This window comes from Bradyrhizobium sp. SMVTL-02, from assembly GCF_051853005.1.
Classification (GTDB): Bacteria; Pseudomonadota; Alphaproteobacteria; order Rhizobiales; family Xanthobacteraceae; genus Bradyrhizobium.
This window is the reverse complement of record NZ_CP182469.1, coordinates 3,415,903-3,439,329: the sequence shown is the minus strand read 5'-3', so window position 1 is coordinate 3,439,329 and position 23,427 is coordinate 3,415,903. Positions and strand designations below refer to the sequence as shown.

Annotated in this window: 26 protein-coding genes and 1 pseudogene; 14 read left to right on the top strand and 13 right to left on the bottom strand. The window is 60.2% G+C overall.

Annotated elements, in window-relative coordinates; translation table 11 throughout:
• Window positions 1-6: 6 nt before the first annotated feature.
• Window positions 7-320, top strand: a pseudogene (locus tag ACNJYB_RS15965) (SOS response-associated peptidase family protein); the annotation flags it as partial.
• A gap of 222 nt (window positions 321-542) precedes the next feature.
• Here ACNJYB_RS15965 and ACNJYB_RS15960 read toward each other — a convergent pair.
• Together ACNJYB_RS15960 and ACNJYB_RS15955 are read right to left on the bottom strand one after the other, a co-directional pair.
• Window positions 543-1,550 (bottom strand): methyltransferase, encoded by a 1,008-nt coding sequence (locus tag ACNJYB_RS15960; protein WP_439374814.1) that lies wholly within the window; start codon window positions 1,548-1,550, stop codon window positions 543-545.
• A 258-nt stretch (window positions 1,551-1,808) separates the two neighbouring features.
• Window positions 1,809-2,708: a LysR family transcriptional regulator gene (locus ACNJYB_RS15955; RefSeq protein WP_439374813.1), complete on the bottom strand. Its 900-nt coding sequence runs from the start codon at window positions 2,706-2,708 to the stop codon at window positions 1,809-1,811.
• 129 nt (window positions 2,709-2,837) lie between these two features.
• Here ACNJYB_RS15955 and ACNJYB_RS15950 point away from each other — a divergent pair, with 129 nt between their 5' ends.
• Complete coding sequence (locus ACNJYB_RS15950) at window positions 2,838-3,344, top strand: SgcJ/EcaC family oxidoreductase (protein WP_439374812.1); 507 nt, start codon at window positions 2,838-2,840, stop codon at window positions 3,342-3,344.
• Window positions 3,345-3,461: 117 nt separating this feature from the next.
• Here ACNJYB_RS15950 and ACNJYB_RS15945 read toward each other — a convergent pair whose 3' ends face one another.
• The 3 genes from ACNJYB_RS15945 to ACNJYB_RS15935 all read right to left on the bottom strand — a co-directional run bounded on the left by ACNJYB_RS15945 (window position 3,462) and on the right by ACNJYB_RS15935 (window position 6,217).
• Window positions 3,462-4,430, bottom strand: a complete 969-nt coding sequence (locus ACNJYB_RS15945; RefSeq protein WP_439374811.1) for a Bug family tripartite tricarboxylate transporter substrate binding protein — start codon at window positions 4,428-4,430, stop codon at window positions 3,462-3,464.
• Between the two features lie 113 nt (window positions 4,431-4,543).
• A complete protein-coding gene (locus ACNJYB_RS15940) occupies window positions 4,544-5,059 on the bottom strand; it encodes a MarR family winged helix-turn-helix transcriptional regulator (RefSeq protein WP_439374810.1) in 516 nt (171 codons plus the stop codon).
• A gap of 225 nt (window positions 5,060-5,284) precedes the next feature.
• Entirely contained in the window at window positions 5,285-6,217 is a 933-nt protein-coding gene (locus tag ACNJYB_RS15935) for a LysR family transcriptional regulator (protein ID WP_439374809.1), read from the bottom strand.
• Window positions 6,218-6,333: 116 nt separating this feature from the next.
• Here ACNJYB_RS15935 and ACNJYB_RS15930 point away from each other — a divergent pair, with 116 nt between their 5' ends.
• The 3 genes from ACNJYB_RS15930 to ACNJYB_RS15920 all read left to right on the top strand — a co-directional run bounded on the left by ACNJYB_RS15930 (window position 6,334) and on the right by ACNJYB_RS15920 (window position 8,523).
• Entirely contained in the window at window positions 6,334-7,314 is a 981-nt protein-coding gene (locus tag ACNJYB_RS15930) for a Bug family tripartite tricarboxylate transporter substrate binding protein (protein ID WP_439374808.1), read from the top strand.
• A 37-nt stretch (window positions 7,315-7,351) separates the two neighbouring features.
• Window positions 7,352-7,690, top strand: coding sequence for a cupin domain-containing protein (locus tag ACNJYB_RS15925; RefSeq protein WP_439374807.1), 339 nt, complete (start codon window positions 7,352-7,354; stop codon window positions 7,688-7,690).
• A gap of 116 nt (window positions 7,691-7,806) precedes the next feature.
• Window positions 7,807-8,523, top strand: a complete 717-nt coding sequence (locus tag ACNJYB_RS15920) for a dienelactone hydrolase family protein (RefSeq protein ID WP_439374806.1) — start codon at window positions 7,807-7,809, stop codon at window positions 8,521-8,523.
• A gap of 130 nt (window positions 8,524-8,653) precedes the next feature.
• On the opposite strand, the gene ACNJYB_RS15915 is transcribed toward ACNJYB_RS15920, so the two are convergent.
• Together ACNJYB_RS15915 and ACNJYB_RS15910 are read right to left on the bottom strand one after the other, a co-directional pair.
• Window positions 8,654-8,788, bottom strand: coding sequence for a hypothetical protein (locus tag ACNJYB_RS15915; RefSeq protein ID WP_439374805.1), 135 nt, complete (start codon window positions 8,786-8,788; stop codon window positions 8,654-8,656).
• Window positions 8,789-10,425: 1,637 nt separating this feature from the next.
• A complete protein-coding gene (locus ACNJYB_RS15910) occupies window positions 10,426-11,196 on the bottom strand; it encodes a Crp/Fnr family transcriptional regulator (RefSeq protein ID WP_439374804.1) in 771 nt (256 codons plus the stop codon).
• 516 nt (window positions 11,197-11,712) lie between these two features.
• On the opposite strand from ACNJYB_RS15910, the gene tnpA reads away from it, so the two are divergent.
• The 7 genes from tnpA (at window position 11,713) to ACNJYB_RS15875 (ending at window position 15,546) form a co-directional block, all read left to right on the top strand.
• On the top strand, window positions 11,713-12,174 hold the full coding sequence (gene tnpA, locus ACNJYB_RS15905) for an IS66-like element accessory protein TnpA (protein WP_439369410.1): 462 nt from the start codon (window positions 11,713-11,715) through the stop codon (window positions 12,172-12,174).
• Window positions 12,171-12,524, top strand: coding sequence for an IS66 family insertion sequence element accessory protein TnpB (gene tnpB / locus ACNJYB_RS15900; RefSeq protein ID WP_027577378.1), 354 nt, complete (start codon window positions 12,171-12,173; stop codon window positions 12,522-12,524). Before tnpA ends, tnpB begins: the two co-directional genes overlap by 4 nt.
• A gap of 50 nt (window positions 12,525-12,574) precedes the next feature.
• Window positions 12,575-14,134 (top strand): IS66 family transposase, encoded by a 1,560-nt coding sequence (gene tnpC / locus ACNJYB_RS15895; protein WP_439375492.1) that lies wholly within the window; start codon window positions 12,575-12,577, stop codon window positions 14,132-14,134.
• Window positions 14,131-14,754, top strand: a complete 624-nt coding sequence (locus tag ACNJYB_RS15890; RefSeq protein ID WP_439369411.1) for a UPF0149 family protein — start codon at window positions 14,131-14,133, stop codon at window positions 14,752-14,754. The genes tnpC and ACNJYB_RS15890 overlap by 4 nt, the downstream gene beginning before the upstream one ends.
• A gap of 63 nt (window positions 14,755-14,817) precedes the next feature.
• Window positions 14,818-14,958, top strand: coding sequence for a hypothetical protein (locus ACNJYB_RS15885; protein WP_439374803.1), 141 nt, complete (start codon window positions 14,818-14,820; stop codon window positions 14,956-14,958).
• Window positions 14,959-14,982: 24 nt separating this feature from the next.
• Window positions 14,983-15,213 carry a hypothetical protein gene (locus tag ACNJYB_RS15880; RefSeq protein ID WP_439374802.1) on the top strand — a complete coding sequence of 77 codons (231 nt, stop codon included), beginning with the start codon at window positions 14,983-14,985 and terminating at the stop codon, window positions 15,211-15,213.
• A gap of 69 nt (window positions 15,214-15,282) precedes the next feature.
• Window positions 15,283-15,546, top strand: coding sequence for a hypothetical protein (locus tag ACNJYB_RS15875; protein ID WP_439374801.1), 264 nt, complete (start codon window positions 15,283-15,285; stop codon window positions 15,544-15,546).
• Between the two features lie 124 nt (window positions 15,547-15,670).
• Here ACNJYB_RS15875 and ACNJYB_RS15870 read toward each other — a convergent pair whose 3' ends face one another.
• From ACNJYB_RS15870 to ACNJYB_RS15855, 4 genes are all read right to left on the bottom strand, one after another.
• Window positions 15,671-15,991 carry a hypothetical protein gene (locus ACNJYB_RS15870; RefSeq protein WP_439374800.1) on the bottom strand — a complete coding sequence of 107 codons (321 nt, stop codon included), beginning with the start codon at window positions 15,989-15,991 and terminating at the stop codon, window positions 15,671-15,673.
• Between the two features lie 72 nt (window positions 15,992-16,063).
• Complete coding sequence (locus tag ACNJYB_RS15865; RefSeq protein ID WP_439374799.1) at window positions 16,064-16,336, bottom strand: DUF1488 domain-containing protein; 273 nt, start codon at window positions 16,334-16,336, stop codon at window positions 16,064-16,066.
• Between the two features lie 517 nt (window positions 16,337-16,853).
• A complete protein-coding gene (locus ACNJYB_RS15860) occupies window positions 16,854-17,021 on the bottom strand; it encodes a hypothetical protein (protein ID WP_439374798.1) in 168 nt (55 codons plus the stop codon).
• Window positions 17,022-17,169: 148 nt separating this feature from the next.
• Entirely contained in the window at window positions 17,170-17,430 is a 261-nt protein-coding gene (locus tag ACNJYB_RS15855; protein WP_439374797.1) for a hypothetical protein, read from the bottom strand.
• A gap of 1,283 nt (window positions 17,431-18,713) precedes the next feature.
• Between ACNJYB_RS15855 and ACNJYB_RS15850 the strand changes: the two genes are divergently transcribed.
• Window positions 18,714-18,947, top strand: a complete 234-nt coding sequence (locus ACNJYB_RS15850) for a hypothetical protein (RefSeq protein WP_439374796.1) — start codon at window positions 18,714-18,716, stop codon at window positions 18,945-18,947.
• Between the two features lie 1,335 nt (window positions 18,948-20,282).
• On the opposite strand, the gene ACNJYB_RS15845 is transcribed toward ACNJYB_RS15850, so the two are convergent.
• Both ACNJYB_RS15845 and ACNJYB_RS15840 read right to left on the bottom strand, forming a co-directional pair.
• Complete coding sequence (locus ACNJYB_RS15845) at window positions 20,283-20,489, bottom strand: hypothetical protein (RefSeq protein WP_439374795.1); 207 nt, start codon at window positions 20,487-20,489, stop codon at window positions 20,283-20,285.
• 294 nt (window positions 20,490-20,783) lie between these two features.
• Window positions 20,784-20,975, bottom strand: coding sequence for a hypothetical protein (locus ACNJYB_RS15840; protein ID WP_439374794.1), 192 nt, complete (start codon window positions 20,973-20,975; stop codon window positions 20,784-20,786).
• Between the two features lie 918 nt (window positions 20,976-21,893).
• On the opposite strand from ACNJYB_RS15840, the gene ACNJYB_RS15835 reads away from it, so the two are divergent.
• Window positions 21,894-23,162, top strand: coding sequence for an IS256 family transposase (locus tag ACNJYB_RS15835; protein WP_439370872.1), 1,269 nt, complete (start codon window positions 21,894-21,896; stop codon window positions 23,160-23,162).
• Window positions 23,163-23,427: the final 265 nt, after the last annotated feature.

The following is a 23,427-nucleotide window of genomic DNA, read 5'->3' as shown; positions in this document are numbered from 1 at the left end:
GCGAGTAATGGCAAAAAGGTCCCTGTGTGGTTCGCTCTCGATGTCTCGTCCCCTCGCGGCCTTCGCCGGGATCTGGACGAACTGGACGAGCGTTCGCAAGGCGCATAGACGTCTTCGGGTTCCTGACCTGCGAACCCAACACCGAGGTGAAGCGCGTGCACCCGAAGGCTATGCCGGTGATCCTGACGACGACCGAGGAGTACGATGTGTGGATGCGGGCGCCGTGGGACGAAGCCAAGGCGCTGCAACGGCCGCTGCCGGATGGCGCGTTGAAGATCGTGGCGACTGGCTTGAAGGAAGACCCCGCGCTGAAAGCGTAGCGTTCTCCACAGATGGTGCGGAACAGGTGGACAAGCCTCAGCCCTGCCGGTTGTGAATCCCCGCCCCGTGCTAACCGCCCGGAACGAGCACGGGGTCGTAAGGATTCGCCCCGGCAGGAGCCAACGCTATGCTGATGACGAATGAACGACTAAGGACCCTTCGTGGATGGGCCATTTCCGCGCTGCAGGAAGCCGGCGCGAAAGCACCCGCACCGGTTCAGTCTAAGTGGGCACTGCCTCCATGACCTGGAAGTAGGAGCCTGCGCGAGCAGTGCCGCGTATATCAAATCCGGCCGTCCGACATAGCGCGGAATACTCGTCGTAGCTCCGTTCAAGGGCCCCGAGCATGACGAGCATATTGAGGTCACTGAATTTCGAGATCGGCCCCTCGTTCGGGGGGGCCACCACACGTTCAATGAGGAGTAATCTGGCATCAGCCGTCATAGCGCGGCGACAGGTCTTCAGGATAGAAATCGCTTCATCATCGTCCCAATCGTGGATAACCGCTCGCATCACATAGGCGTCAGCCCCCTCCGGGATGGTTTCAAAGAAACTGCCTGCGACGATTTCGCATCTGTCGGCGACACCATGTTGGTTCAGAACTTCGGCCGCCTTGCCTACCACGTGCGGCTGATCGAACAGCGTTCCTCGCAGGCCCTTGTTTCCGGCGAGAATTCCCGCCAGCAGTTGGCCTTCACCACCCCCGATATCCGCCAAGTGACGAAAGCTGCTGAAATCATAGGCGGCGATAATAGCTTCGATGGCGCCGCGAGAATTGGCCGTCATGGCTCGATTGAAGATCGCGTTCTCATCTGGACGGGTGCTGCGATACTCCCACACGCTCTGACCATTGAGATGCCGAAAGGCACTCTCGCCGGTGCGGACGCTGTGTTCAAGATGGCCCCAGGCCTGCCAGGCATAAGGTCGGCCGACATATGCAGCCCAGCCATCGAGTGGAGTCGGCGAGTCGGAACGAAGACACTCGCCCATCGAGGTTAGCGAGAACTTTTTGTTCTCGGTCTCATGGAAAACACCGACTGAAGCCAGCGCCCGCAAGAGCCGATAAAGTGTCCTCGGATGCGATCCGCTGAGCTGAGCAAGTTCGTTGCTGCTTAGCGGCCCGCGCCGAAGGTGGTCGGCTATGCCAAGGCGGGCCGCCACGTGAATAGCCTGCGAAATCTGATAACCATTAATCAGCCGCGTAAGGTCCGACAAAGCATTGGTCGCCATGGTCTCACCTCCTGCTGCTGCCCGCACACAGTAAAGATGCATCCGAGTACGAGACTTCCCGCAAAGGGATGATATCTCAGAAATTGCGGTGCGCACGATGTAACATAACGAAGATCCTTCAGATTCGAGGCCCCGCTTACATCATTTGCGTCGGTCGGACCGGGGACTCGCCGATTTCCTGTCTCCCCTGACAAGCGGACCTTCTTAGAGGCCTACCGAACTTCGCAGTCGGGTCAAAACGCGGAAGTCGCCGAACGCTCATTTCATCTCACCGCGCATTAGGACTGACTTCAGTTCGCTGAGGCAAAACTCAAAAACAGCATTGACGCGCGGTACTTTACGAAGGTCCCGGTGTGCAAGAAGAAACAATGGATAGTTTAATTCAGGCAATGGACCGAGCACGCAGACAAGCGCATCGTCTGCGGCCGCAAACACTGCCGGCAAAGGAGCGATACCGGCGCCAGACTTGATTGCAAGGTGTACGCTGGGAATATTGCTGCATCGTGCCGCGACTCTCGCCGCCGGCGCGTGCAACTTCATCCACCGCGCCGCCGGTAATGCCTCAATCTCATCAACCAGTTCAACGATGCTGAAGCCGTCGATGTCGGCAGGCGTAGCCGGCCGGCCGTGGCGATCGATAAATGAATGGCTAGCGTAAATTCCCCATGGGACCTCTGCGATCTTTCGACCAACCAGCGCGGGGTCATCATCAAGAGGTCCGCCTCGGATCGCAATGTCCGCCTCGCCCTTCGAAAGATCGAGTTTGCGCTGCTCCATGATCAACTCGATTGTGATGCCTAGATGCCTCGAATGAAAGCAATCAAGGAAGCCAGATTTCATGATGCGCTGACCCACGGTCACGTGGCTCGTGAGCTTGACTAGGCCAGCCGTGCGATTGTCGAGCGTTGCCGACTGGCGTTGTAACGTATCGATGGTCGTTTCTACTTGTTCCGCATGGGCCAATAGCTGTTGGCCATGCACCGTCAGTCGGTATCCACCGGCCTGCCGCTCAGCAAGCGAGCAGTTGAGAGCCACTTCGAGCGCCCGTAGACGGCGTTGGACGGTTGACTGATTCACGCCCAATGCCTTTGCGGCGATCCCAATGCTGCCACCTCGCGCGAGCGCCAGAAAATAGCGAAGGTCGTCCCAATCAAACATCTGCCTACCCGCATTTTTGCTGTGCCGACGCGCAGACTTGCGGCTCCTGTCGGCAGATACCTGATGCTACGCCTCGGCATTGACCGAAGGCAAAACTGTACAGGTATTCGGCCGCCGGAAGGAGCAGAAATGAAACAAATGAATGCTCTTGCCGCTATTATCGCGATCGGCCTCGCCACGTTTGGGATAGCATCAATGTCGGATGCACAGCAAATCGGCGGGAACGAAGACGACCAGGCCATTCGCAAAGTCATTGTGGAAATGACCGAGGGCTTCAACAATCACGACGGGAAGGCTGCTGCCCGAATGTACGCGCCGGACGCTCGATTTGTCAGCGTCCGGGGTGATATGATGAACGGCCAAGCCGGAATTGAGAAAGGATTATCTGCAATACTCTCGAGCAGAGCGAAGAACGCAACGCAGCGAACCATTGATGTCAGCGTAAGATTCATACGGCCCGACGTTGCGCTCGCGAATGTAACCAACGAGCTGAGCGGCCTAGTTGCTCCAGATGGCCATGCATTGCCTCCGCATCAGGAGCTAAGCTTGCGCGTCTTCGTCAAGGACGCAGGAGTATGGCAAATCGCAGCCTTCCACAATACGCTGGTCGCCCCGTTCTCGTCCCCTCCTAAATGAGAGGCTCCGTCGGCGCCATCGACGGTGACGCTGCCGTTGAGCGCCTACTTCGGCATATCCGCTCCGGTCAAAATGCGAAGAACTCAGGTTGAGCAAATCTGGTCCGCTCTGCCGCGACTACTGGGCGTTCTTTACGTCGATGATCCTGGTAACTTCGTTGAGCCAGGCTCGTTGTTGGGCAATTCCGGCCTTCAACTCGCCAGTCGTACCGCCAAGCACGTTATGACCGGCGGCTTCCAACTTTCGGCGGGCCTCCGGCTCCTGACAGACGGCGGCCACATCCGCGGCGATCCGATTGCGCAATTCTGTCGACATAACCGTTCCCGCGAAAAATCCGGCCAAGCCATCAATTTCCAATTCTGGATGGCCGAGCTCACGTGCGGTCTGAAGTTCTGGCAATGCGGCGGCCCGGGTCGGATTGATCACCGCGAGAAAGTGCGCCTTTCCGCTCTGGACTGGAGAGGAGGAGGCCGCCAGCGATGTCACCAGGACCTGGATCCGGCCCTCGCCAAGGTCTGCTTGGGGCTGCGAAGCATCCCTATAGCTGACGAAGTTCATGACCAGGTCATTCCGCTTCAGAAATGCCGCGAATACATATCGCGGTAAACTCGGGCCTGACGCCCAGGCATATGTGCCTGGGTTCGATCTCACTACGTTGATCAAGTCCGGGATGCTGCGGATCGGCAGATCGTTGGTTACGGCAAGGGTTAGAACGATCGCCGTCGTGGCCGCGACAGGCACCAGATCCCGATCGACGTCGTAGGTCAGGTGATCGATCAGCAATGGCGCGACAGTTACTGATCCGGCAACGGTATAAAGCAATGTATGGTCATCTTGGCTCGCGACGAAAGCGCCGACCCCAATGGTGCCCTCGGCACCTGGCCTATCCTCGACGACAACCGGCTTGCCCCATTTCTTGGAAAGCCCATCGGCAAATATTCGAGCGGCCGCATCATTGGCACTACCCGGCGGAAACGTGACGATCAACTTCACGGGATGCTCAGGCCAGCCCGCATGAGCGGAAACGGGAAAGGCAAGAACCAGACAAACAAATGCCAATAGCCAGGCCGCGGCGTTCGGCGACATTGCCTCGCAATCCCCCGGCGCACAGATTCGCTGATCTGAAGGTCGTGACCTGGAAAGCAAGATCGTCGTCAGCTGTCGCCAAATGGTCATGGCCTTGGCTCCTGTTCTAGCGATCATGTGCCTGATCTACGGCTCGGCTTTCGTCGACCATTGCCGGGACGGGCGTAAGAGTCGTTGGCTTCGATTACCCGGACAAGCATATCGATCAGGGCGACGCGCTCCGATTTTGAGAGCGGAGCCAATAACCGTTCCTGTGCGGCAAGCAGGACTGGGCGCAGCCGCCGACGTAAGTCAAATCCACGCTTTGTGACATACAGACGGCGCGCTCGTCGGTCATCAGGATCTATCTCGCGCTTGACGAGACCCTTCTGCTCCAGAAAGTCGATCATTTGGCCAAAGCTAACCGCATCGACGCCCATCCGGTTCGCAAGCTGCCGTTGGCCGCTACCCGGTTCCTCCAGGACGGCGGCCAGAACGCCAAACGTCAAAGGCGTTAAATTCTGCGCAGCGAGTATCTCCGCAGTTACGCCAAGGCAAATTTGATTAAAGCGGCGCGCCAAATGGGCGGGGACACGATGAGAGCCCAAGACCGGCGACCTTTCAGTTCGTTCCGAACGCGCCTGGCCCATACTCGCAAACCTGTAAGATTTCTTATGAAAAGAATACTTATTATTGTGAGCTGTCAAGAGTGAAGCTATTTGTCTAACCTCAGACGAGCACCGGCATTGTCCGAAGCACGGCGTGAGGTCCGGAACGGGAAACACTCACCCCCGAGCACAACAAGTCCGCTCTCATCCTGATCGCGGACGTATAGAGGGACACGGATTGTCGTCGGCGAGCGGACATACGGCTTGTCACCGTTTCGTCCCTGGCTTTGCAAGCTCACGGGCGCTGTCAATGACGAGCTGCACAACCGGGCTGACAGCGCGATCCTTGACGGTGACCATTCCGTTTGGTCGACGCGCCGCCGGCAGCTCGACGGATAGGATCTTGACCCCCCTGGCGAGAAATGTCAGTGCGGAAGCCGGGAAGACCGTCATGAACCGCCCCGTCTCCAGCAGGCTGACCCGCATATGAGGGGAATCTGTGATCACTGTGGCGCGCGGATACTCAAATCCGCTGCCGCGAAAGGCTTGCGCGATGATCGATCCGATCACGCTCTCTCGCGGAGGCAGGACCCATCGCTCCTCCGCCAGATCGGAAAGCTGGATTTTACGCCGCCGCACCCATGGATTTTTTTCACCCGCCGCGATGACATAACTATCCTCAAATAGGGGTTCGAAATGCAACCGCTCGTCAGCGAGCTCGCCGCCGCTGCGCACGATCAAAAGATCGACTTTGCGCTCGCGGAGGTCACGGTGCAATGTCTCTATGTAGCCGGTCTCGAGCTGAAATTGGATCCGCGGGTAACGCCGAGAGAGCCGGTCAATAAGCGCGGAAACGAAGCTCGCCCCCAGAAAGGCGGTGCTTCCTATCCGCACTTCTCCGGCAGTAGGGTCGGCCAGGAATTCAACGGTCTTCACGCCCTGGCGCAGCTCGTCGAAGACGGCGGTGCCACAATCGAGCAGGGCGCGGCCGCATACCGTCGGTTCGATGCCGCGCCGGTGCCGATCCAGAAGGCGGACGCCGAACGCATGTTCGAGCTCCGCGATCGATCGCGAAACATTGGGCTGGGTGGTGTTGAGCATCAGCGCCGCCTTACCCATGCTGCCGGCCTGCACCACCGTCATGAGCACATGCAGGTCCTGCAGCTTCATCCGCCTTCCGATGCGATCGCTCATCTGCATGAAGCTCACCCATTTCCGATTTGAGATGATCTCATCCGACAATAGCCTTATGCAGGTATGGCGGCATCAACTATGTTGGCGGTTGAGAGCGGGCCGCATATCGGAGGAGCAAGCTTGTGACACACTCCAGACGCCGATTCCTCCACCTTGCAGCAGGCGTTGCTGCGCTCCCCGCGCTCTCGTCGGTTGCTGGGGCCCATTCCTATCCCTCAGGGCCGGTGCATATCATTGTCGGCTTTGCTGCTGGCGGCCCGAATGACATCCTCGCGCGCCTGATCGGACAATGGTTGTCGCTGCGGCTAGCCCGGCCGTTCATCATCGAAAATCGGCCAGGCGCCGGCAGCAATATCGCCACCGAGACGGTCGTGCGCGCAGCTCCAGACGGTCTCACGCTCCTCCTCGTCGGCACGCCAAACGCGATCAACGCCACGCTTTACGACAAGCTCGAGTTCGATTTCATTCGGGACATTGCACCCGTGGCCGGCTTGATCCGCGGTGCCCTCGTCATGGTGGTCCATCCCTCGGTACCGGCCAAGACGCTTCCCGAGTTCATCGATTATACCCAGGCGCACCCGGGCAAGCTGTTCTACGGGTCGGGCGGCGTCGGCGGGATCACCCACATCACCGCCGAGTTGTTCAAGCAAGAGGCCGGCGGCCTCGATATCCAGCATGTGCCCTATCGCGGCGTGGCGCCCGCGCTAACCGAATTACTCAGTGGTCAAGTGCAAGTCCTGTTCACGAACATCGCCATGTTGATCGGGTATATCGAGACCGGGAAGCTGCGCGCGCTCGGGATAACGACAGCGACGCGCTCGGACGCGCTACCCGATATCGCGACGATAGGCGAGTTCGTTCCCGGATATGAGGCAAGCTCAGTATTTGGTCTCGGAGCCCCTAGGAACACGCCCACCGAGATCATCGATAACCTCAACAAGGAGATCAACGCCGCACTTGCTGATCCCGACTTCGCGGCGCGGCTTGCCCACCTTGATGGCACTGCGCTTAGCGGCTCACCCGCCGATTTTGGCAAGCTAATTTCGGATGAAACCCGGAAGTGGGCCAAAGTGATCCGGCTGGCCAATATCAAGCCGGAATAAGTGCGCGCCACGTTGAGTAGAAATGGAGAGAGTTCAAATGAAGCAGCCGACAAATGTCGTAGGCAAGTTGTATGAGGTCGAACGGCGCGCCTATCACGGCGCCCGGCCCGGTTTCCGCATCGCCGAGATCCAGATCGGTCCGACTCAAATGATACCTTGGCATTTTTACACGGAAGCGCAGGATACTTTCTACGTGATCAGCGGAACAATACGTGTTCTTGCGCGCCAGCCGAAAGAAGAGGTGAGCCTGACAGCCGGCATGACATACTCTGTTCGTCCTGGACGTCCTCACCTTGTCGCTAATGCCGGCGACACCTCCGCTGAATTTCTGGTCTTGCAGGGAATGGGGGAGCACGATTTTGTCCCGCTCACCTGAAGACTGCCGCCTTCGCAGCCGCGCTGAACACATCAGGACCGGCAAAGCCCATTTGGCGAATACCTTGGTCTACATCGATACGCTTGCGCGGGCCGCGGCTTAAGTCGGGGGCTTGGATGGACGGCATACTTGCGAAGGCCACGATCAAGATCCCCTCGAAAAGCGGGCGCGAATTTGATTGCTACCTGGTCACGCCACGGGCCGAAGTTTTGGTTCCCGCGGTTGTAATTGCTTCCGCCGTTCATGGCGTAGACGGCGACATACGCGGGATCGCCGATAAATTGGCGGCATACGGGGTCATTGTTGCGGCGCCTGACCTGTTCTGGCGTTCAATCCCCGGGCCGCTTTCTCGCAGTGACCAACGCGCGGCCCAGCGCTCGCAGCCACGTCCCGAACAAATCCGGGTGGGCGAAGACGACATGGCCGATACCTTGAGGCACCTCCGAACGCTTCCGCAATTCAATGGACGAGCTGCGGTCATGGGATTTTGCTACGGCGGTCCGTATGCGATCCTCGGGCCGAAGCGACTTGGCTATGTGGCAGGCATCTGCTGCCATGGATCCCAGATGCTGGACTATCGCGAGGAGCTTGTCGGTGTTCGCGAGCCAGTCTGCTTCATCTGGGGCGACAAGGACGATCGCGCGCCGGTTGAGGTGCTGGATGCCTATCGTGATTTGGCGACGTGCATGGAAAACGTCGAAGTGCACGTCTTTCCCGGCGGCTTCCACGGTTACATGATGCATGCAAGCCCGTCCTACCATCGGGCGGGGCATGATTTTTCAATCGAATGTGCCCGTGGAATCCTCGAAGGTCTCGCGTCGGCGATTCGCTGATAGCAAAACAGGCTCAGTGTCAGCTCCTCACAAAAGCTGACGGCTGGCGAGCTTCGCTGCAAGGTCGGCAACGGCCAGAAGCGCAAGTCAACGTGAGCTTGAAAGAAAAAGGCCACCAACTGACGCAGCCTTAGTTCATCTGACGGCGGAAACTGTCTGCGATTTTCCGATGTTCCTCGATGTCCTCGCGGGCCAACTGCTGCAATTCATCGATGGTCAGCGGCCTATGGCGGACCGCCCGCTTCGCTGGCGTTTCTTGGGCCATGGTTTAATCGTCCCAAATTAACCGACCGCAATCGGAGCAGCGGTAGACTGTGACGGTGCCACCTCGGGGAATGTCCTGGAGTTTGAGATACACGCTAAGGTGCTCACTGCCGTGGTTTGGGCAGGCGACCGTGCGCCTCGGCTTTGAGCCTTTCGGCGGGTCTAGTGACACTTCCATAGGCCCGTGTCCTCGTTGACAGGCGGGAGCGCCCGCCGCGCCCGATGATTGGCAGTCGGTGATACGCCTATACAACAAAAGTTCCCTGCTCAGCATTCAAGTAGGTTAATCGCGTCAACCGCCATCTTGTCCGTGCTCAATCACTCGTTTGGCACAGCTCCATGAGCTGGGGCCAACCATATAAATTGCGAACCGCGAGACGGGCGCTTGTGGTCACAAAAGCTGCCCTTGGCGGGCTGCTTCACCTTGGTCGGCTCATCTCCTGCAAGCAGACGTTTCGGCTCTTCGAGCGCAGGTCGGCAACGGGCCCAGGGCACAAAGTCGCTGCGCTCCAGCCCGCTGCGCGGGAGCAAGAGCCGAGGGGCCGGTGGTTGGTCGAAAGGACAGCAGTAGCGGGGTGGCTAGGGTCAACACGATCGACTCGCGTCGCGACCGCCTGCTCAGTATGGTCAAGACCAGCAGATCATCTCCGGGCCAGCACCTGGCGAGCCACATCGAGCGCAATGCAGTTTGCTTGAATGTGCCGTGCATCTTTTGGGTCGCAAGAAATTGACTCGTCCTATGCCGCTAGACACCGATCGAGCGATCAATCGCGCAGTGGTTGTCAGATGTGCCATTTCCGCCACGCGCAACTATTTGAAATTGCACGGGCCAAGAAGATTAAATCCCCCATTTAGCAATACTCGTGCCAAGCCGCTTAAGTTGTGCGCACATCGAGACCCCTACTCTTCGAATTTTCCTAGGTCGAGCACCTCATAGCACTCGCTGCTCCGCCGGTGCCTAACTTCCCGCGACTTCGTGCCTTGGCGCTTTTTGGACGCCGGCCAGTGAGCTTGCGCAGCCACCTTGTTGCCGGCGTCCAAAAACCTGCACAGCAGCGGAACTGGCAGGAGGAGAATGAAAGCGGCGCCAAACTGAGGCGGCCCTACTTCATCTTCCTAGATCCAATGTTGATGAACAAGATCGGCTTGCCGGCTTCGTCTGTCACCCTCTAGCAACCATACTTGCTCCGGGCGAAACCTCCCTTCGATGTCCTTCAGGATCTCGCCGGCGAATATCGTAGCCTTATGCCAAGCCGCTTCGTCGTCCGGCAAGCACCCCCCCTCCCGTGTCATCGGTGCTGGGCCGTGAGCTGTGGACCTTGAAGAAGTACCTACTACACACATGCTCTAGGCACTGGCGATTAACACAGGTTAGCCATCTGAGACGGCCTTACCGCAGGATGAAGGTGCTTGTAAGCAATAGCGCGACGAGCAGAGAGGCGCTGAAGATCGTGATGCCAAGACAAATGCGTGCCGTGATACCGACCGCTTCAGGTGAAGAATGGGGCATGGCGCTGCGCCTTACTGTGCAGGCGGGAGCGCGCTCGGTCTCTCAGCCACCGATGCCTACAAGCCTTTGGCCGGTGATAGGAGGCAACTGGCGGTTAGTCAGAATCGTTCCTTCGGCGGGCCCGTTTCCTACTTTTTCTTCGCCGGTCCGAAATCTGGCTGCCAGGCGGCCTCTTTCCGGCTCGGCACCGCCGCGATCAAAACGCCGCCGCGCGTTCCTGCTTCGGCGAGTTCCCGCAGTGCCACCGCATCGAGGACGACAATCGCCCCGTGTTCAAGACGAACCCATTTGCGCAAGGCCCACGCCCGCAGCTGCTTGTTGATGCTTTCGCGCGTCATGCCGACCATCTCACTGATTTCCTGCTGCGTGATGGGAATAGTATGGCTTTCGGGGGCTGACTTGCGCTTTCCGACCAGGCCCAGCAGGGCGCTGGCCAGTCGCCCCGGCAGATCGTGCAGAATGACTTGCTCGACCTGATCACTGGTCCAACGCAGGCGCGTGCACAAGAGTTCGATAAATTTCGCCGCGAGCGTGGGCTGACTTCGCATGAATGGGAGGAAGTCGCGGCGGTCGATGACGAAAATCTCGCAATTGGTATTTGCGGTAGCGTCAGCCGACCGTGGTTGTCCATCCAGTACCGACATTTCGCCGAACAGCTCGCCTGGCCCGACTAGATTGAGGATCGCATTTCGCCCGTCGGGCGAGGACACGCTGATCTTCACCGTGCCGCTGATCACAGCGTAAAGGCTGTTGCCGGGATCATCCTTGGCGAAGAGCGTAGCGCCTCGCTGCAGGATCGTGTGCTTGGCGTAGCGGCACAGCTGGTCGAGCGCCTCCGGTTCGAGATCGCGGAAGGTCGGATGCTGGCGCAAGACCGACAATTTAACGGCTCGGGTCATGTGATTCGCTACATCGCCAGTTGGACGGCCGGTGGTGATAACCCCGGCCTCCGCTTGCGTGGCGGCCAGCCACCTGTATCGAGCGCCATGCTCTCTAGCCTCCGGCGTATCTCTCCGGTGGACGCAAGGCGATCCTTAAGGTGTCTTGGACTGTCTGGCTGGACCACATCGCCCTCCTGTCGCTGTTAGACGGGAGCGCGATTGGTCTCTCAGGTGCCGGTGTGCCTTTGCCAGGTCCAGCAATGAAGCCATGTTGCGCTTAATCGGTGGCAATAGCGAGTCCGAATTAGAGCGCCACGCAATTCGATCTGAGGAGGCTAGGGCTTACCCATTCGCGCATGGGAAGCAGATTGGTTACTTGGCGCCTCCGCGACGGGCCGTTGTGGGTTGTCGGTACTGCCGTAACTCCCGGACCGGAGCCTCGAATGATGGTAACCGGCGTGACGCCCCCACCTAGCCATCCCTCGGCTTGCGCGCGATACAGCCTGGCATGAGCGGTTCGGTGGAGGTGGAACGATGGCAAATGCCATGCTTGATGCCAGGCAGGAAGGCGATTCCTATCGTCGCGTCGAGGTGATCACCGGGGAGCGCCGGCGGCGACGATGGACGGGCGAGGAGAAGGCGCGGATCGCGGCGGAGAGCTTTGAGGAGGGTGCGAACATCTCCGAGGTGGCGCGGCGCAATGGCGTTTCCCGCGGGCTGCTCACGGTGTGGCGACGCCAGGTTGCGGCGGCGGTGGCCGGCAAGGCGCCGAGCTTCGTGCCGATCCAAATTGGTGCCGAGAGCGACGGCGAGACGGCCGGCGAGTCCGAGCGCAGTTCGCCATCACAGACGAGGCCTTTCGAGATCGCCGCGCCGCCGGCGAAGGCCTGCGGGGTGATCGAGATCGAGCTGAGTGGGGTTCGCATCCGGGTTGAGCCGGGCGTGGAGCTGGCGACACTTTCGACGGTGCTGTCGGCGCTTCGGGGCATCCGGTGATTGCACTACGCTCCGACCTCAAGGTGGTGCTGGCGGCGCAGCCGGTCGACTTTCGCAAGTCGGTGCACACGCTGTCGGCGCTGGTGAGCGAAGCGCTGCGTGCGAACCCGTATTGTGGCGACGTCTTCGTGTTCCGCAGCAAACGCATGGACAGAGTGAAGCTCCTGGCGTGGGACGGCAGCGGCATGGTGCTGGTGACGAAGTGGTTGCACCAGGGGCGTTTCACCTGGCCACCGATCCGCGACGGTGTGGTGCATCTAAGTGCGACGCAGCTCGCGATGCTGCTCGACGGGCTTGAGTGGACGCGTGTCTCACCCAAGCCTGTGAAGCAGCCGGCCGTTGTCGGCTGAGAGGTGAGGATTTCGCTGGAGCGTGTAGCGTGCGCATGTATCGTTCGATCATGGCGATTCGCCCCGACGCTCTGCCGACCGATCCGTCAGCTCTGACCGAGATGGTGCTCGCGCTTGACGCCGAGAACGAGAAGCTGCGTGTGGCGATGCAGACGCTCAAGGAGATGATCTTCGGGAAGCGCTCAGAGCGACTTGCGGTGCTCGTGGACGAGCAACTCGCGCTTGAGCTGGGCGATCTCGAGACCGATGCCACGTTGCCTGTGCAGGCCAACGACGATGTGCCTGCGGCGAAGCCGCCCGGCAAGGTGCGCAAGAAGGCGCGCCGCAACATCGGCGCACTCCCAAAGCACCTGCCGCGCTGCGAGCAGGTGCTGGAGCCGGAGGCGACGGCCTGCCTGTGCTGCCAGGGTCAGCTCCACAAGATCGGTGAGGACGTCAGCGAGGTGCTCGACATCATCCCGGCGATCTTGCGGGTGCTGCGCACGATCCGTCCCAAATACGGCTGCCGCAGCTGCACCGATGGCGTGGTCCAGGTGAAGGCGTTGCCGCGCCTGATCGAGAGCGGCATGGCCTCGACCGCGCTCGTGACTCACGTGGTGGTCTCGAAGTTCGCCTGGTATTTGCCGCTGTATCGGCAGGTGCAGATTCTGGCCGGCCAGGGCGTCAATCTCGACCGGGCGACGCTTGCCGGCTGGGTGAAGCGTGCAGCCTGGTGGCTCAAGAGCCTCTATGAGCTCCAGCTGCGCACAATTCAGGCCTCGCCGCGCGTGTTCTGCGACGAGACCCCGATGCCCGTGCTCGATCCCGGACGACATCGCACCCGCATCTGCCAGTTCTGGGCGCATGCCATGGATGACCGGCCATGGGGTGGCCCTTCGCCGCCGGCGGTCGCCTACGTGTTCGCCGACGGCCGCGGCACCGAGGAGATCGCCGGACAATTGACGGATTTTTCCGGCATTCTGCAGGTGGATGGTTATGCCGCCTACAAGGCGCTCGCCCGCGGCCATGGTGGCGCGATCCAGCTTGCTTTTTGTCTCGCCCATGCCCGACGCAAATTCGTCGAGATCTACAAGATGATGCAGTCGCCATTCGCGCACGAGGTGATCGAACGCCTGCAGGCGGTCTATGCTATCGAGGCGGAGATCCGCGGCAGCAGCGCCGAGCAGCGGCTGGCCGCCCGCCGCACCAGGAGCGCACCGTTGATGGCAGCGCTCAAGGCGCGACTGACCGCCATGGTCGACCAGCTCTTCTCGCAGTCGAAGCTGACGGAGGCGATCAACTACACGCTCAATCACTGGGACGGGTTGACGCTGTTTCTCCGCGACGGCCGCGTCGAGGTCGACAGCAATACGGTCGAGCGTTCCATGCGCCCGATTGCCATGGGGAGACGCAACTCATTGTTCAGCGGTAGCGACGGCGGTGCTGAGAGCTGGGCAATCCTGGCGTCGCTCGTGAACACGGCAAAACTCCATGAGCTCGATCCGCAGGCCTATCTGAACGACGTGCTGGAACGCATCGTTTCAGGGCGAACCAAGAGCCATCAGCTGCACGAGCTGCTTGCCTGGAATTGGAAGGCGGCACGCGAGCGCGTCGCACAAGCTGCCGCATGAGCCCACGTCGCCATAAAACATCGTCGTCGATGGCCGCCGCCGCGATGCCGCTTGCGGAACTCGAGAGATGGCTCCAAGCTCGCGTCGATCAGCATCCTGCCGCCACCAGTCTTCCCATGCTCGACGGCTACGTCGCCGCGATCGTGGCTGGACCAGTGTCGATGAGCCCACTCGACTGGATCTGCCCGCTGCTCGCCATCGATGCCGATGCTTTCAACCACGGCGGCACTCCGGAGTTCGCGGCGATCTCCGCCGTTGCGCTGCGTCATAACGAGATCAGCCAGACCCTTTCGACCACGCCTCGCCAGTTCGCGCCGATGCACCGGCGTGAAGTCAATGGCGATATCGATGCGCGTCCCTGGTGCCAGGGCTTCTATGTCGCGATGCGGCTCAGGCTGTCGGCGTGGGCGCCGTTGCTGGACACCAGCAACGTCAATCACGGCCTGCTGCTACCCGTCCTGCTGCACTGTCGCGACGATCAGGGCCGTCCGCTGCTCGGACCGCCGCGAAGCGGCCGCGAGACCGAGGACTTTCTCCGCAACGCCCACCTCGATATTCCAGCGGCCGTCGAGGCGCTGCGCCAATACTGGATGCCGATCCGCTACGCACGCGCCCGCTGATCACAGCGGACGTGGGAGCTCATACCGGTTACGAATGATGCGCTACGAACTCAGTGAGAAGCCATGGGACAGGCTAAAGAAATCCACGTCGCGCCGATCGCGAAGCGCGACGCGGACGCGCTAATCATCCGGCTCCATTACAGCCACAAGACGGTCAACAACGCGTTCCTCGCGCTCGGCGTCTTTTCTCGGCGGACGCCTTGAAGGCGCAATGACCTTCGCCCGTCGATGGACAAGGGCAACATTCAAGGACTGGTCCGCGAGACAGCGTGGAACGGCTTCCTTGAATTGAACCGGCTGGCGTTCTCGGAGGCGCTGCCGCGCAATAGCGAGAGCCGCGCGCTGTCGGTCGCGATGCGTATGATCAAAAAAGCACTATCCGCACGTCGAATGGGTGATCTCGTTCGCCGACGGTTGCCGGCGACGGCACAATCTATGGCGCGGCGGGCTTTGTGCTGACCGGCATCAAGGTGAACAAGAGCCTCCTGCGTCCTGCCCGACGGCACCGTCACTCACAAGATGACGCAAGTGACGGGCAAGAACCGGCCGCGCATTTCGACTGGTGGCTCATGGTCGGGCCAGGGCGTGCCGCTTGATGGCTACCAGATGCGGTACATCTGTTTTCTCGATCCGGCGGCGCGGGCACGGCTGGTTCCGAAGGAAATCGCCTATTCCGAGATCGAGCGGCGCGGCGCCGGGATGTATCGCGGAATTGCGCGTGGCAAGCAGGCGATGGCCGAGGCCCCCTCGGGACAGCGGCGCGGCAGCGGCGACCGCCACGCTCCAGTTTGAGCCGGACACAAAGGCCACGACCGAGAGAATGCCGGACGGCCCAGTTCACGCAACAGTCATCGCGCGCTCCCGTGCATGCGGGGCGGCTCGCGATCCTACGAACGTCGCGGTGAGTAACAATAGCTCATTTCGAATTCAACGACGGCACCTGGCTTTGTGTAACCAGCGTTGCTGGCCGCACATTGATCCTTGCGAGCTCGCGACGCTCGCCGTCCGTTAACTGCCAATGCTCGCACTGACTGCAAAGCTGCTGGAAGACCTCATGTAACTTGCTTCGGGCGACCTTGACGATTTCGGTGTCGTCAAATTCACGAGAGTTCAGGAAGATTGGCAAGGCAAAACTGGTCTGATGGCCTTCAAAATGAAACGTCAAACGAATATCCTCGCCTCGTTCATTCGATGAAATCATCTCGATGCGTGCGACCCTTATCTTGAATTTGTCCATGGTCTCACCTCGCTGGATCGATCTGGAATATTGCTTGCCACGTGCCGCTCGAACGTCACGGTAAGGCTCCATTCAGAAGCCTCTCCAAAAATTAGCGGCGACCAGATCATCGGAGCCCCTGCTGCCTCGGACGTACACCTTAGCGGCGGCGGCACATATCACATCACGATTGGAATCAAACGCGCTCAGGAAGCCCGATTCGTCGGCGCGAGCATCAGGTTGAAGTTGCCTCAACGCGTCTTCCTCTATGAAAAATGATGCCTCAATCGCGCTGTCGTATCCCCAAAAATGCACGGCACGCCGCGTTCTGTCATATGAACGACTATTATTTGGAAACGCGATCATTGGTGGTCCGATCGAGTGTAACAATCTGCGTGCTCTGCGCGATGTACATCGAGGAAAACTCGACGTTCAGTCGTGATGCTGACGATGCACCGCTGCCAACATCGCTGTCGAGAGTTGGCAAGCCCAAAGCTTCGCGGAGCGAGGAAATACACTCCGGGCTGTGCTAAGCATTAAATGGCTGCTCTGTAGTCGGATTACAATCGGCTTGCCACAAATAAGTTGCCACGGGCCTCGCTATTCAATCGGGCCTCACCATATGACCCCTATCACCGCGCGTCCCCCTGGCTGCTATCGGTGACTGAGAGAGTGTTGCGCTCCCGCCGTTCTGACGGGCGGTCCGAAATGTCGAACATTGCTGGGTTTAGAGTTCGTGAGTGGCTCGTACCTCCGGTTTTGCTGCCGATCTTTTTCGGGCTGTTGATCGTCGCGGCAATGGTAATTCAGGGGTAGTCCTCCTCCGCGGACCCGCGCCATCCCGGCTTGTGCTCCTGCCGCAATCCATTTTCATCGCCATTGCCTAGTCGCGCGTGCTACTTTGCCAAAGCGTCACAGCCGCAACGAGCTCCGTGTAATCGACGTCTTTGAATGCCTGATCCCAGCGCAGCAGCTCATGGGCGATCTTATGCGGAGTGTAGGCGCGGAAGTTGAAGCCCTCCGCGAGGTGCCGCGCGGCGGCGAAATCCATTGTTTCCTTCGTGAGGTCCTTCATAACTGAAACCGGCTGCCGCACCCGGATCGACTCAAGCTGAGCAAGGTGGTTCCTCCAAGTCAAATGGCTGAAACGAGCCGCTGCAGTTTCCGCGATGGCTGTCGAGTCGAAGGTTAGTCAGCCATCAGATGCTTGCGTCGATGCGCTGCGCGTCCGACAAATCGATCGGGGCGATCGAGACCACCTCCATTGTCAACCCGCGCGAGCCCTCCGCCGGCACCTTGATCATGGTAGCGACGCGGCGGAACGCCGCGAACGAAAGGCTCTCGATCATCTCCTCATCGGTGACGACCTCGTAGGCGCCGGCCGGCAACTGGCGATCGATACCCTTGATTCGGAAGGGATGGTTGAAGGTGACGACTTCACGTCGGGAACGGATGGTCATGCGCGCCTGCCTTTCGCAAAACGCCGGCACTGCCCGCAGAGCAGCATGCGCCCCCTCGGCCGCAATAGCCATCGCTTTCTTGCCAGCGGTGAGTTGCGGCATTTTCAGCCTAACAGAGTGGATCGTATCCTGGGTCGAAGTTCCACGGTTGTCCAAATTCGATTTGACTCGACTCACGAACTGAAAGGGAGTCTGCTGCTTCCATCACCGCCCGGACCGTGGCTTTCATCGGTGACTGAGAACGCCGGTTTGCGCTCCCGCCCAACCCCACAGGGAGCACTACCATGCTGGTTAGCCAACGGCCCGAACAATCGTCGACATTCGAATACCGTTTAGCGCAGGAGGCAATCAGCTTGCGCAAACAAGCTGAAGGCATGGCCCTTAACATCCGTCGCGACGAGCTCTTGCGGAAGGCAAGCCAAATAGATGCTGCCATTGAGGTCAATAAGTGGCTGACTTCGCCAGGACTGTGCGCTCCAACGTGAAGCGCAAAAGGCGGCCTGCGCTTCCAGCGTCCTGAATTCCCCCGCGATTGAACCTTCGCGCAGCTATCCAGACCAACCCGGGATTTTGTTAGTCCCTCCCGGGAAAGAGGCGCAGCGCCGCCAGCGAACGTTTCAACGCTTGGCGGCGTTGCGTTGTCTGTTTCGTCATTCCTCTTCGCGAGCGCCCACGAAACGGCCTCAGTGCGAGAGCATCTGAGGCCGCTTCAAACCTTCCGCCGGGCATTGGGCAAAATGTCGACCGGTCGGGGCTTTAGCTCTCGGGGATCGTATCAGGGGGGATCGTGTCGCCGATTGCTGAGGACCAAGGACCCGGTCGATGAATCGTTCCGTCCTAAGTTTGAAATTGTGTGTCCCAATTGGGAAAGCACCACGCCATGCGGGCAGGCGAGCGCGATGGCGGCTATCTTGGTGGGTCGCCGCGCCAACAAAGCAGTGAGCCAGGGCCGACGAATCCCGGCTTCGAATTGAGGCGAAAGTAGACATAGAGCGCCCGCACAAGCTCACGGTGGTCGTGATCGAAACGCCAGCTCAAAGCGGGCGAGCCTTCCTTACAACTGAACGACCGGGACCCATCCGGGTGTCCGTTGTCCTCGCTCCGAAACAAGTCGGGCGAAAAGGAAAACACATGCAATTACCCTGAATCTTGCAGGGAGAGTCGCGCAAGCGCCTCGTGCAAGGATTGGTGCCATCGCGACGGTCGTCATCGGCTTCAATTGGGCAGGCTACGGCTTCGGCTGGGTTACGGCCGGCGGCGCCGACAAGCTCGCGGGCAAGCGGGTGGAGACGGCGGTCATCGCGGCCCTCGGACCGATCTGTGCGGACAAGTTCAGCGCCCTTGCGGATGTTGCCGACAAGAAGCTTGCGCTGGCCAAGGCCGATTCTTGGGACAGGCGAAAGCTGTTCCCCGAGGCATGGGTTTCGCTTCCCGGCACCACGTATCCGAACTCGGATCTGGTCGAGCTGTGCTCGGCTCTGATCCTCAGGCAGCAGTCAGCCGCCCTCGTCAATTAGGCCGGTCAAACGGCACGACCACGGCATGGCGCAATTGTTTCGCATTACTGGGTGACCCGGCAGGACAACCTTGTCGCGCAGGTGCTGCTCGGCGATTAGCGACGAGTTCTTGAAGCTCACGCCGCATTGCGCAGCAGATCGGTATTGGCAGGCCGCCTCAACTAGGCCTCCGTCTTCAAGATCCGGACATAAGAGCCGCTCTCGTGCAGCAGCTCGAGCCAGCCCCATTCGCATGCTTGATTACCGGCGCCAAACTCGTGTCAGGTCGCCGCGCACGCCATCTCGCGCATGTTCACCGAAGGTGATCTTGACCGGGCGGTGACCGGCCGGTGTCGGGTTCTCACGGCGGATAGGAAAGCGGGCCTGCCAAGCGCCTCGCAAATTATCGATTCATAGGGGCTCGAGCCGGAGCCGAACTACTGCGGGTCGTGGGTGTGGAAAGCGTACGCGCAGCCCGACGGCTGAGACGGTAGCAGAAAACGGGGCCGCTTTGGTTCGTCGGGGCGGCTTATACGGTTTTTCAACCGTCATCTAATGGGTCCCACGCGAACCGTTGCTTGTGATCCTCTGCTTTTGGTGGACCCCGGTAACTGTAGGATAGCCGGGCTGACCGCCATTCAGTGCTGCAGAGGATCCCCCGATCGCATTCGTCTGCGAGTTTAAGCAGCAGGTCGGTGTTAGCCTTATCGCCAGAAGCGACGGCTAATTTACGATATCGGTTGGCACGGGCGTTGCTCACGAAACCTGATCTCACGGAAAGAAGAATCCCGGTCCGGGCCCGCGCTTACTTCGGCGAGTGCAAATCACCTTGCAGCCACCGGCCAAGGCCTTGGGAATGCATCGGATCTTCGTAGGCGGCGCGGATTGTAAGTACGTCATTGCAGAGAGCGCACTGAAACCTGTGCAAGTCGACGCCTGGGCCCTCTGCCTCAATGCTGACGAGCATCATCGAAGCCTTGCACCTTGGACAGACGGGGCGCTGGAACGGGATCGGTGGAATGGCAGGCGGCGGGCGTTGAGGTTGGGCCATGGTGCCTCCCTATGCATAGGCGGGAGCGCAACACTCTCAGTCACCGGCAAATGCCAGGGTGTCGAACGGTGATGGGACGAATATGCGCCTAATTGACCTGAAGCGCGAGTCAATTTGAGCTTGGTTTACGCTGGCGATCCCTGCGGTCGGAACGAAGCCAGAGGGGCAATGTTGATTGCTACCGGGGCCACTTGTACGAGGCGTGCGAGCGGTTGATCCCGACGGCGTTTTGGTTGCTTGTCCTAAATGTCAGGCGTGGCCAATGGCGGCCCAATTTCGGCTATCGCACTGGTCAAGTCCGCAGGTTATCGAATTCCGATGCCGAAGGTGCGGTTACAGACAAGTGGTCGATCCGTACCGATCCCGGCAACGTCAATAGCGAGCACGTCCAGGCCCAAGGGATCGTTGACACTCTGGTGGAGCCCCTCCTGATGCTTGACCAGAGCGGTTGCGTCCTCACCGCCAATCGCGGGGCGCGCCGGCCATTCGAGCTCGCCGAGCGACGCATGCACGAAGCGTCTCTGGCGGCCGTGCGCCGGGCGGTAACCCCTTTAGGGACTTTATTCTTTAATAGTGATGGCACAGTGAGCATGCTCCATGCCAGCGGGCACTGGGTTATACCGAAATGACTTGAGGGCCCATTACAACCCGAGCGCAACGCGCTCAAGCGCGAGGAGGCCCCCAGCCCTTGAAGCCCGGACGAAGGCTGGGCCCTTTCGTTTGCGCTCGCGGATCGTCAAAGACGAATCGCGATCCGTCGCATCCCATCAAACCCAAACTCGCATCAGTCCGGCTATTGAGGCCGTTCACTGTCTCGACTGCGCGCCGCCACCTCCGGACGATTGCGGAGTGTCTGCGAAAAATTTCAGGACTTTCCCTTCACCCTCAGTGGCCGCCCTATGGTTGCGTTCGCCGCGGAAAAAGGCCCACGTAAAAAGCGGGGTGAAAACCAAGCTGAAAAGCACCCAGATCCCGATCGTCGCCGCGATGACGGTCATGCGCGTGCTCCGGCTGGGCGGCCCGGATCGTGGGCAATTGCCCAGATGGGGCCTACCTTAGCCGCCGGCGCGCAAGTCGCAACCAGACTCGCGCGTTAAGCTTGATATCCGCGCCGCGGCTTAATTCGATTGAGGCGCTAAGCGGTGGTCTGATCTGCGCTCTCGCCGTCGATACACAAGATGGGACCCCCGCCCGGCGGCCAAACCGGACGGGGTTCTGTGGGTCTCCGAGCGCGGCACGCATGACTATTTCCGCGCCAACTCACTATCGAAGCTAAAGCTTAACGCGCGGTTTCGAGCGGCATGACCGGCCGGCTTTGACCGGCAGTCGTTACTTGTACAATCCCGCAAGGTACTTGATGGCGACCATCGCGCCGCCAGCCACGATCGCAGTAGCGGCGATCGAGAACAGGACCCGCCAGACGAAATCTCTCGGATCCAAACCATCCATCTTACTTCTTCCGCGCGATTTCGATCAGCCTAGGCCGGAATCCGCGCGCCGGTCGCGGCGTGGCGTCATCGCCCTTGAGCAGCCTGCGTTCGCGAATCTCCGCGCGGCTCTTGCCGGTAAGCCTAGCTTCCCAGACCTCGTGCTGGTATTCGGCCTACCGCAGGTGCCAGTCGGAGAGCGCACTGGCGAGCTTGGTCAGCATTCGCGTTTCGCGCATTTCACTTGCCCTTCTTCAACCCGATCTCGACCAGCCGACGGATGGCCTCAGAGCGGCCCGGTTTGTCATCCTGCCGCGCAACCCATGCGTCAACACTAGCAATAAATTCGTCCGATAGGCGGAATGTGCGGGAGGGCTCTCGACCCGTAGGCTGAGCTATGCGTGAAGCTGGGTGATGACGGAATGAGATAGGCGGCGTATCGAGGCGGGTGTCGAGCCTGCCAGAACCTCTCAAGGAGAGCGATACGCCATGAACGAGACTAGCAATATTGTTGCCCTTCGTCAGCCCGACGAGATCGACGATCCACTGACCAATATTTTGCGAGCTGGTGCTCGGCAGCTTCTGGCGCAGGCCGTGGAGATCGAAGTCGAGACGTTTCTTGCCACGGTGAAAGATTTGAAGCTTGCCGACGGGCGCGCCCGTGTCGTGCGGCATGGTTACGGCCCGGCTCGAACGATTGCGACCGGCATCGGACCGGTCGAGGTCGCACGGGCGAAGATCCGGGACCGCGGTGCAGCCGGCGATGGCGAGCGGATCCGCTTCAGCTCGGCGATTCTGCCACTATGGGCGCGGCGGACCAGGAGCCTGGATGCGCTGTTGCCGGTGTTGTACCTGCGTGGCATCTCGACGGGCGATTTCCAGGAGGCGCTGACGGCCCTGCTGGGTAAGGACGCGCCGAACCTGTCGCCGGCGGTGATTTCCCGGCTGACGGCCGAATGGCAGGGCGAGTATGAGCGTTGGCAGAAGCGCGATCTCTCGGCGCGGCGGTACGTGTATGTGTGGGCCGATGGCGTCTTCCTGCAGGCACGCATGGAAGACCACGGCGAGTGCATGCTGGTGCTGATCGGCGCGACGCCGGAAGGCAAGAAGGAGTTGATCGGCTTTCAGGTCGGTGTCCGGGAGAGCGCGCAGAGCTGGCGTGAGCTCCTGATCGACGTGAAGCAACGCGGGTTGCAAATCGCCCCGGAAATTGCCGTTGGTGACGGCGCGCTCGGCTTCTGGAAGGCGCTTGACGAGGTGTTTCCCGGCACGCGGCACCAGCGCTGCTGGGTGCACAAGACCGTCAACGTCCTGGACAAGGTCCCGCTCTCGGTGCAGGCCAACATGAAGAAGGACCTGCGCGAAGTCTATTGGGCGCCAAACCGGGCGGCCGCCGAAGTGGCGATCGACGTCTTCGCCGAGAAATACCGCACCAAGTACGGCCGGGCGGTCGAATGCCTCGCAAAGGACCGCGACGCGCTGCTGGCCTTCTACGACTTTCCTGCCGAGCATTGGGATCACTTGCGCACGACCAACCCCATCGAAAGCGTGTTCGCGACCGTGCGACACAGAACCGTGCGAACGAAAGGATCGCTGTCCTCAACGACCGCCAGGCTGATGGTGTTCAAGCTGGTTATCGCCGCATCAAAAAAGTGGCGGCGGCTCAAAGGCACAAATCAGTTGCCGAAGCTCATCGCAGGTGTCAGATTCAACGACGGCATCGAGGTCATCCACATGCCGGCAAACCACGCCGCCTGATCGCCTCGTCACCCAAAATCCTGCATAGCTCCCGTAGGCTTCCTGTCTGCGCCAGGTCGTTTTCCGCCATGCATCTTTGGTATTGCCTTTTTCATAAATGCCGCCGCAGTGGGTCCAGCACTGTGGCGAGCCTAACCTCAAGCCATAAGGGGAATGCGTCCGCTATTGCGGCCGTCGCAATGCATTGCCCGGGCCGTCGCCGGGTCCGGCTCTGGGGGGCGGCCCGGCCATCCGGGCGCGGAGGAGAAGCCAGTGCGCTGCGAGA

What these genes read in the sequence shown, in the direction of transcription:
- ACNJYB_RS15855 (WP_439374797.1), bottom strand. Translation starts at nt 17,430, where the DNA reads ATGACCATCCGTTCCCGACGTGAAGTCGTCACCTTCAACCATCCCTTC.
- ACNJYB_RS15925 (WP_439374807.1), top strand. Translation starts at nt 7,352, where the DNA reads ATGAAGCAGCCGACAAATGTCGTAGGCAAGTTGTATGAGGTCGAACGG.
- ACNJYB_RS15880 (WP_439374802.1), top strand. Translation starts at nt 14,983, where the DNA reads ATGGACAAGGGCAACATTCAAGGACTGGTCCGCGAGACAGCGTGGAAC.
- ACNJYB_RS15865 (WP_439374799.1), bottom strand. Translation starts at nt 16,336, where the DNA reads ATGATCGCGTTTCCAAATAATAGTCGTTCATATGACAGAACGCGGCGT.
- ACNJYB_RS15890 (WP_439369411.1), top strand. Translation starts at nt 14,131, where the DNA reads ATGAGCCCACGTCGCCATAAAACATCGTCGTCGATGGCCGCCGCCGCG.
- ACNJYB_RS15940 (WP_439374810.1), bottom strand. Translation starts at nt 5,059, where the DNA reads ATGGGCCAGGCGCGTTCGGAACGAACTGAAAGGTCGCCGGTCTTGGGC.
- ACNJYB_RS15935 (WP_439374809.1), bottom strand. Translation starts at nt 6,217, where the DNA reads ATGCAGATGAGCGATCGCATCGGAAGGCGGATGAAGCTGCAGGACCTG.
- ACNJYB_RS15920 (WP_439374806.1), top strand. Translation starts at nt 7,807, where the DNA reads ATGGACGGCATACTTGCGAAGGCCACGATCAAGATCCCCTCGAAAAGC.
- ACNJYB_RS15945 (WP_439374811.1), bottom strand. Translation starts at nt 4,430, where the DNA reads ATGTCGCCGAACGCCGCGGCCTGGCTATTGGCATTTGTTTGTCTGGTT.
- ACNJYB_RS15910 (WP_439374804.1), bottom strand. Translation starts at nt 11,196, where the DNA reads ATGACCCGAGCCGTTAAATTGTCGGTCTTGCGCCAGCATCCGACCTTC.
- tnpC (WP_439375492.1), top strand. Translation starts at nt 12,575, where the DNA reads ATGGCGATTCGCCCCGACGCTCTGCCGACCGATCCGTCAGCTCTGACC.
- ACNJYB_RS15915 (WP_439374805.1), bottom strand. Translation starts at nt 8,788, where the DNA reads ATGGCCCAAGAAACGCCAGCGAAGCGGGCGGTCCGCCATAGGCCGCTG.
- ACNJYB_RS15860 (WP_439374798.1), bottom strand. Translation starts at nt 17,021, where the DNA reads ATGGATTTCGCCGCCGCGCGGCACCTCGCGGAGGGCTTCAACTTCCGC.
- ACNJYB_RS15835 (WP_439370872.1), top strand. Translation starts at nt 21,894, where the DNA reads ATGAACGAGACTAGCAATATTGTTGCCCTTCGTCAGCCCGACGAGATC.
- ACNJYB_RS15955 (WP_439374813.1), bottom strand. Translation starts at nt 2,708, where the DNA reads ATGTTTGATTGGGACGACCTTCGCTATTTTCTGGCGCTCGCGCGAGGT.
- ACNJYB_RS15885 (WP_439374803.1), top strand. Translation starts at nt 14,818, where the DNA reads ATGGGACAGGCTAAAGAAATCCACGTCGCGCCGATCGCGAAGCGCGAC.
- tnpA (WP_439369410.1), top strand. Translation starts at nt 11,713, where the DNA reads ATGGCAAATGCCATGCTTGATGCCAGGCAGGAAGGCGATTCCTATCGT.
- ACNJYB_RS15960 (WP_439374814.1), bottom strand. Translation starts at nt 1,550, where the DNA reads ATGGCGACCAATGCTTTGTCGGACCTTACGCGGCTGATTAATGGTTAT.
- ACNJYB_RS15950 (WP_439374812.1), top strand. Translation starts at nt 2,838, where the DNA reads ATGAAACAAATGAATGCTCTTGCCGCTATTATCGCGATCGGCCTCGCC.
- ACNJYB_RS15870 (WP_439374800.1), bottom strand. Translation starts at nt 15,991, where the DNA reads ATGGACAAATTCAAGATAAGGGTCGCACGCATCGAGATGATTTCATCG.
- ACNJYB_RS15840 (WP_439374794.1), bottom strand. Translation starts at nt 20,975, where the DNA reads ATGACCGTCATCGCGGCGACGATCGGGATCTGGGTGCTTTTCAGCTTG.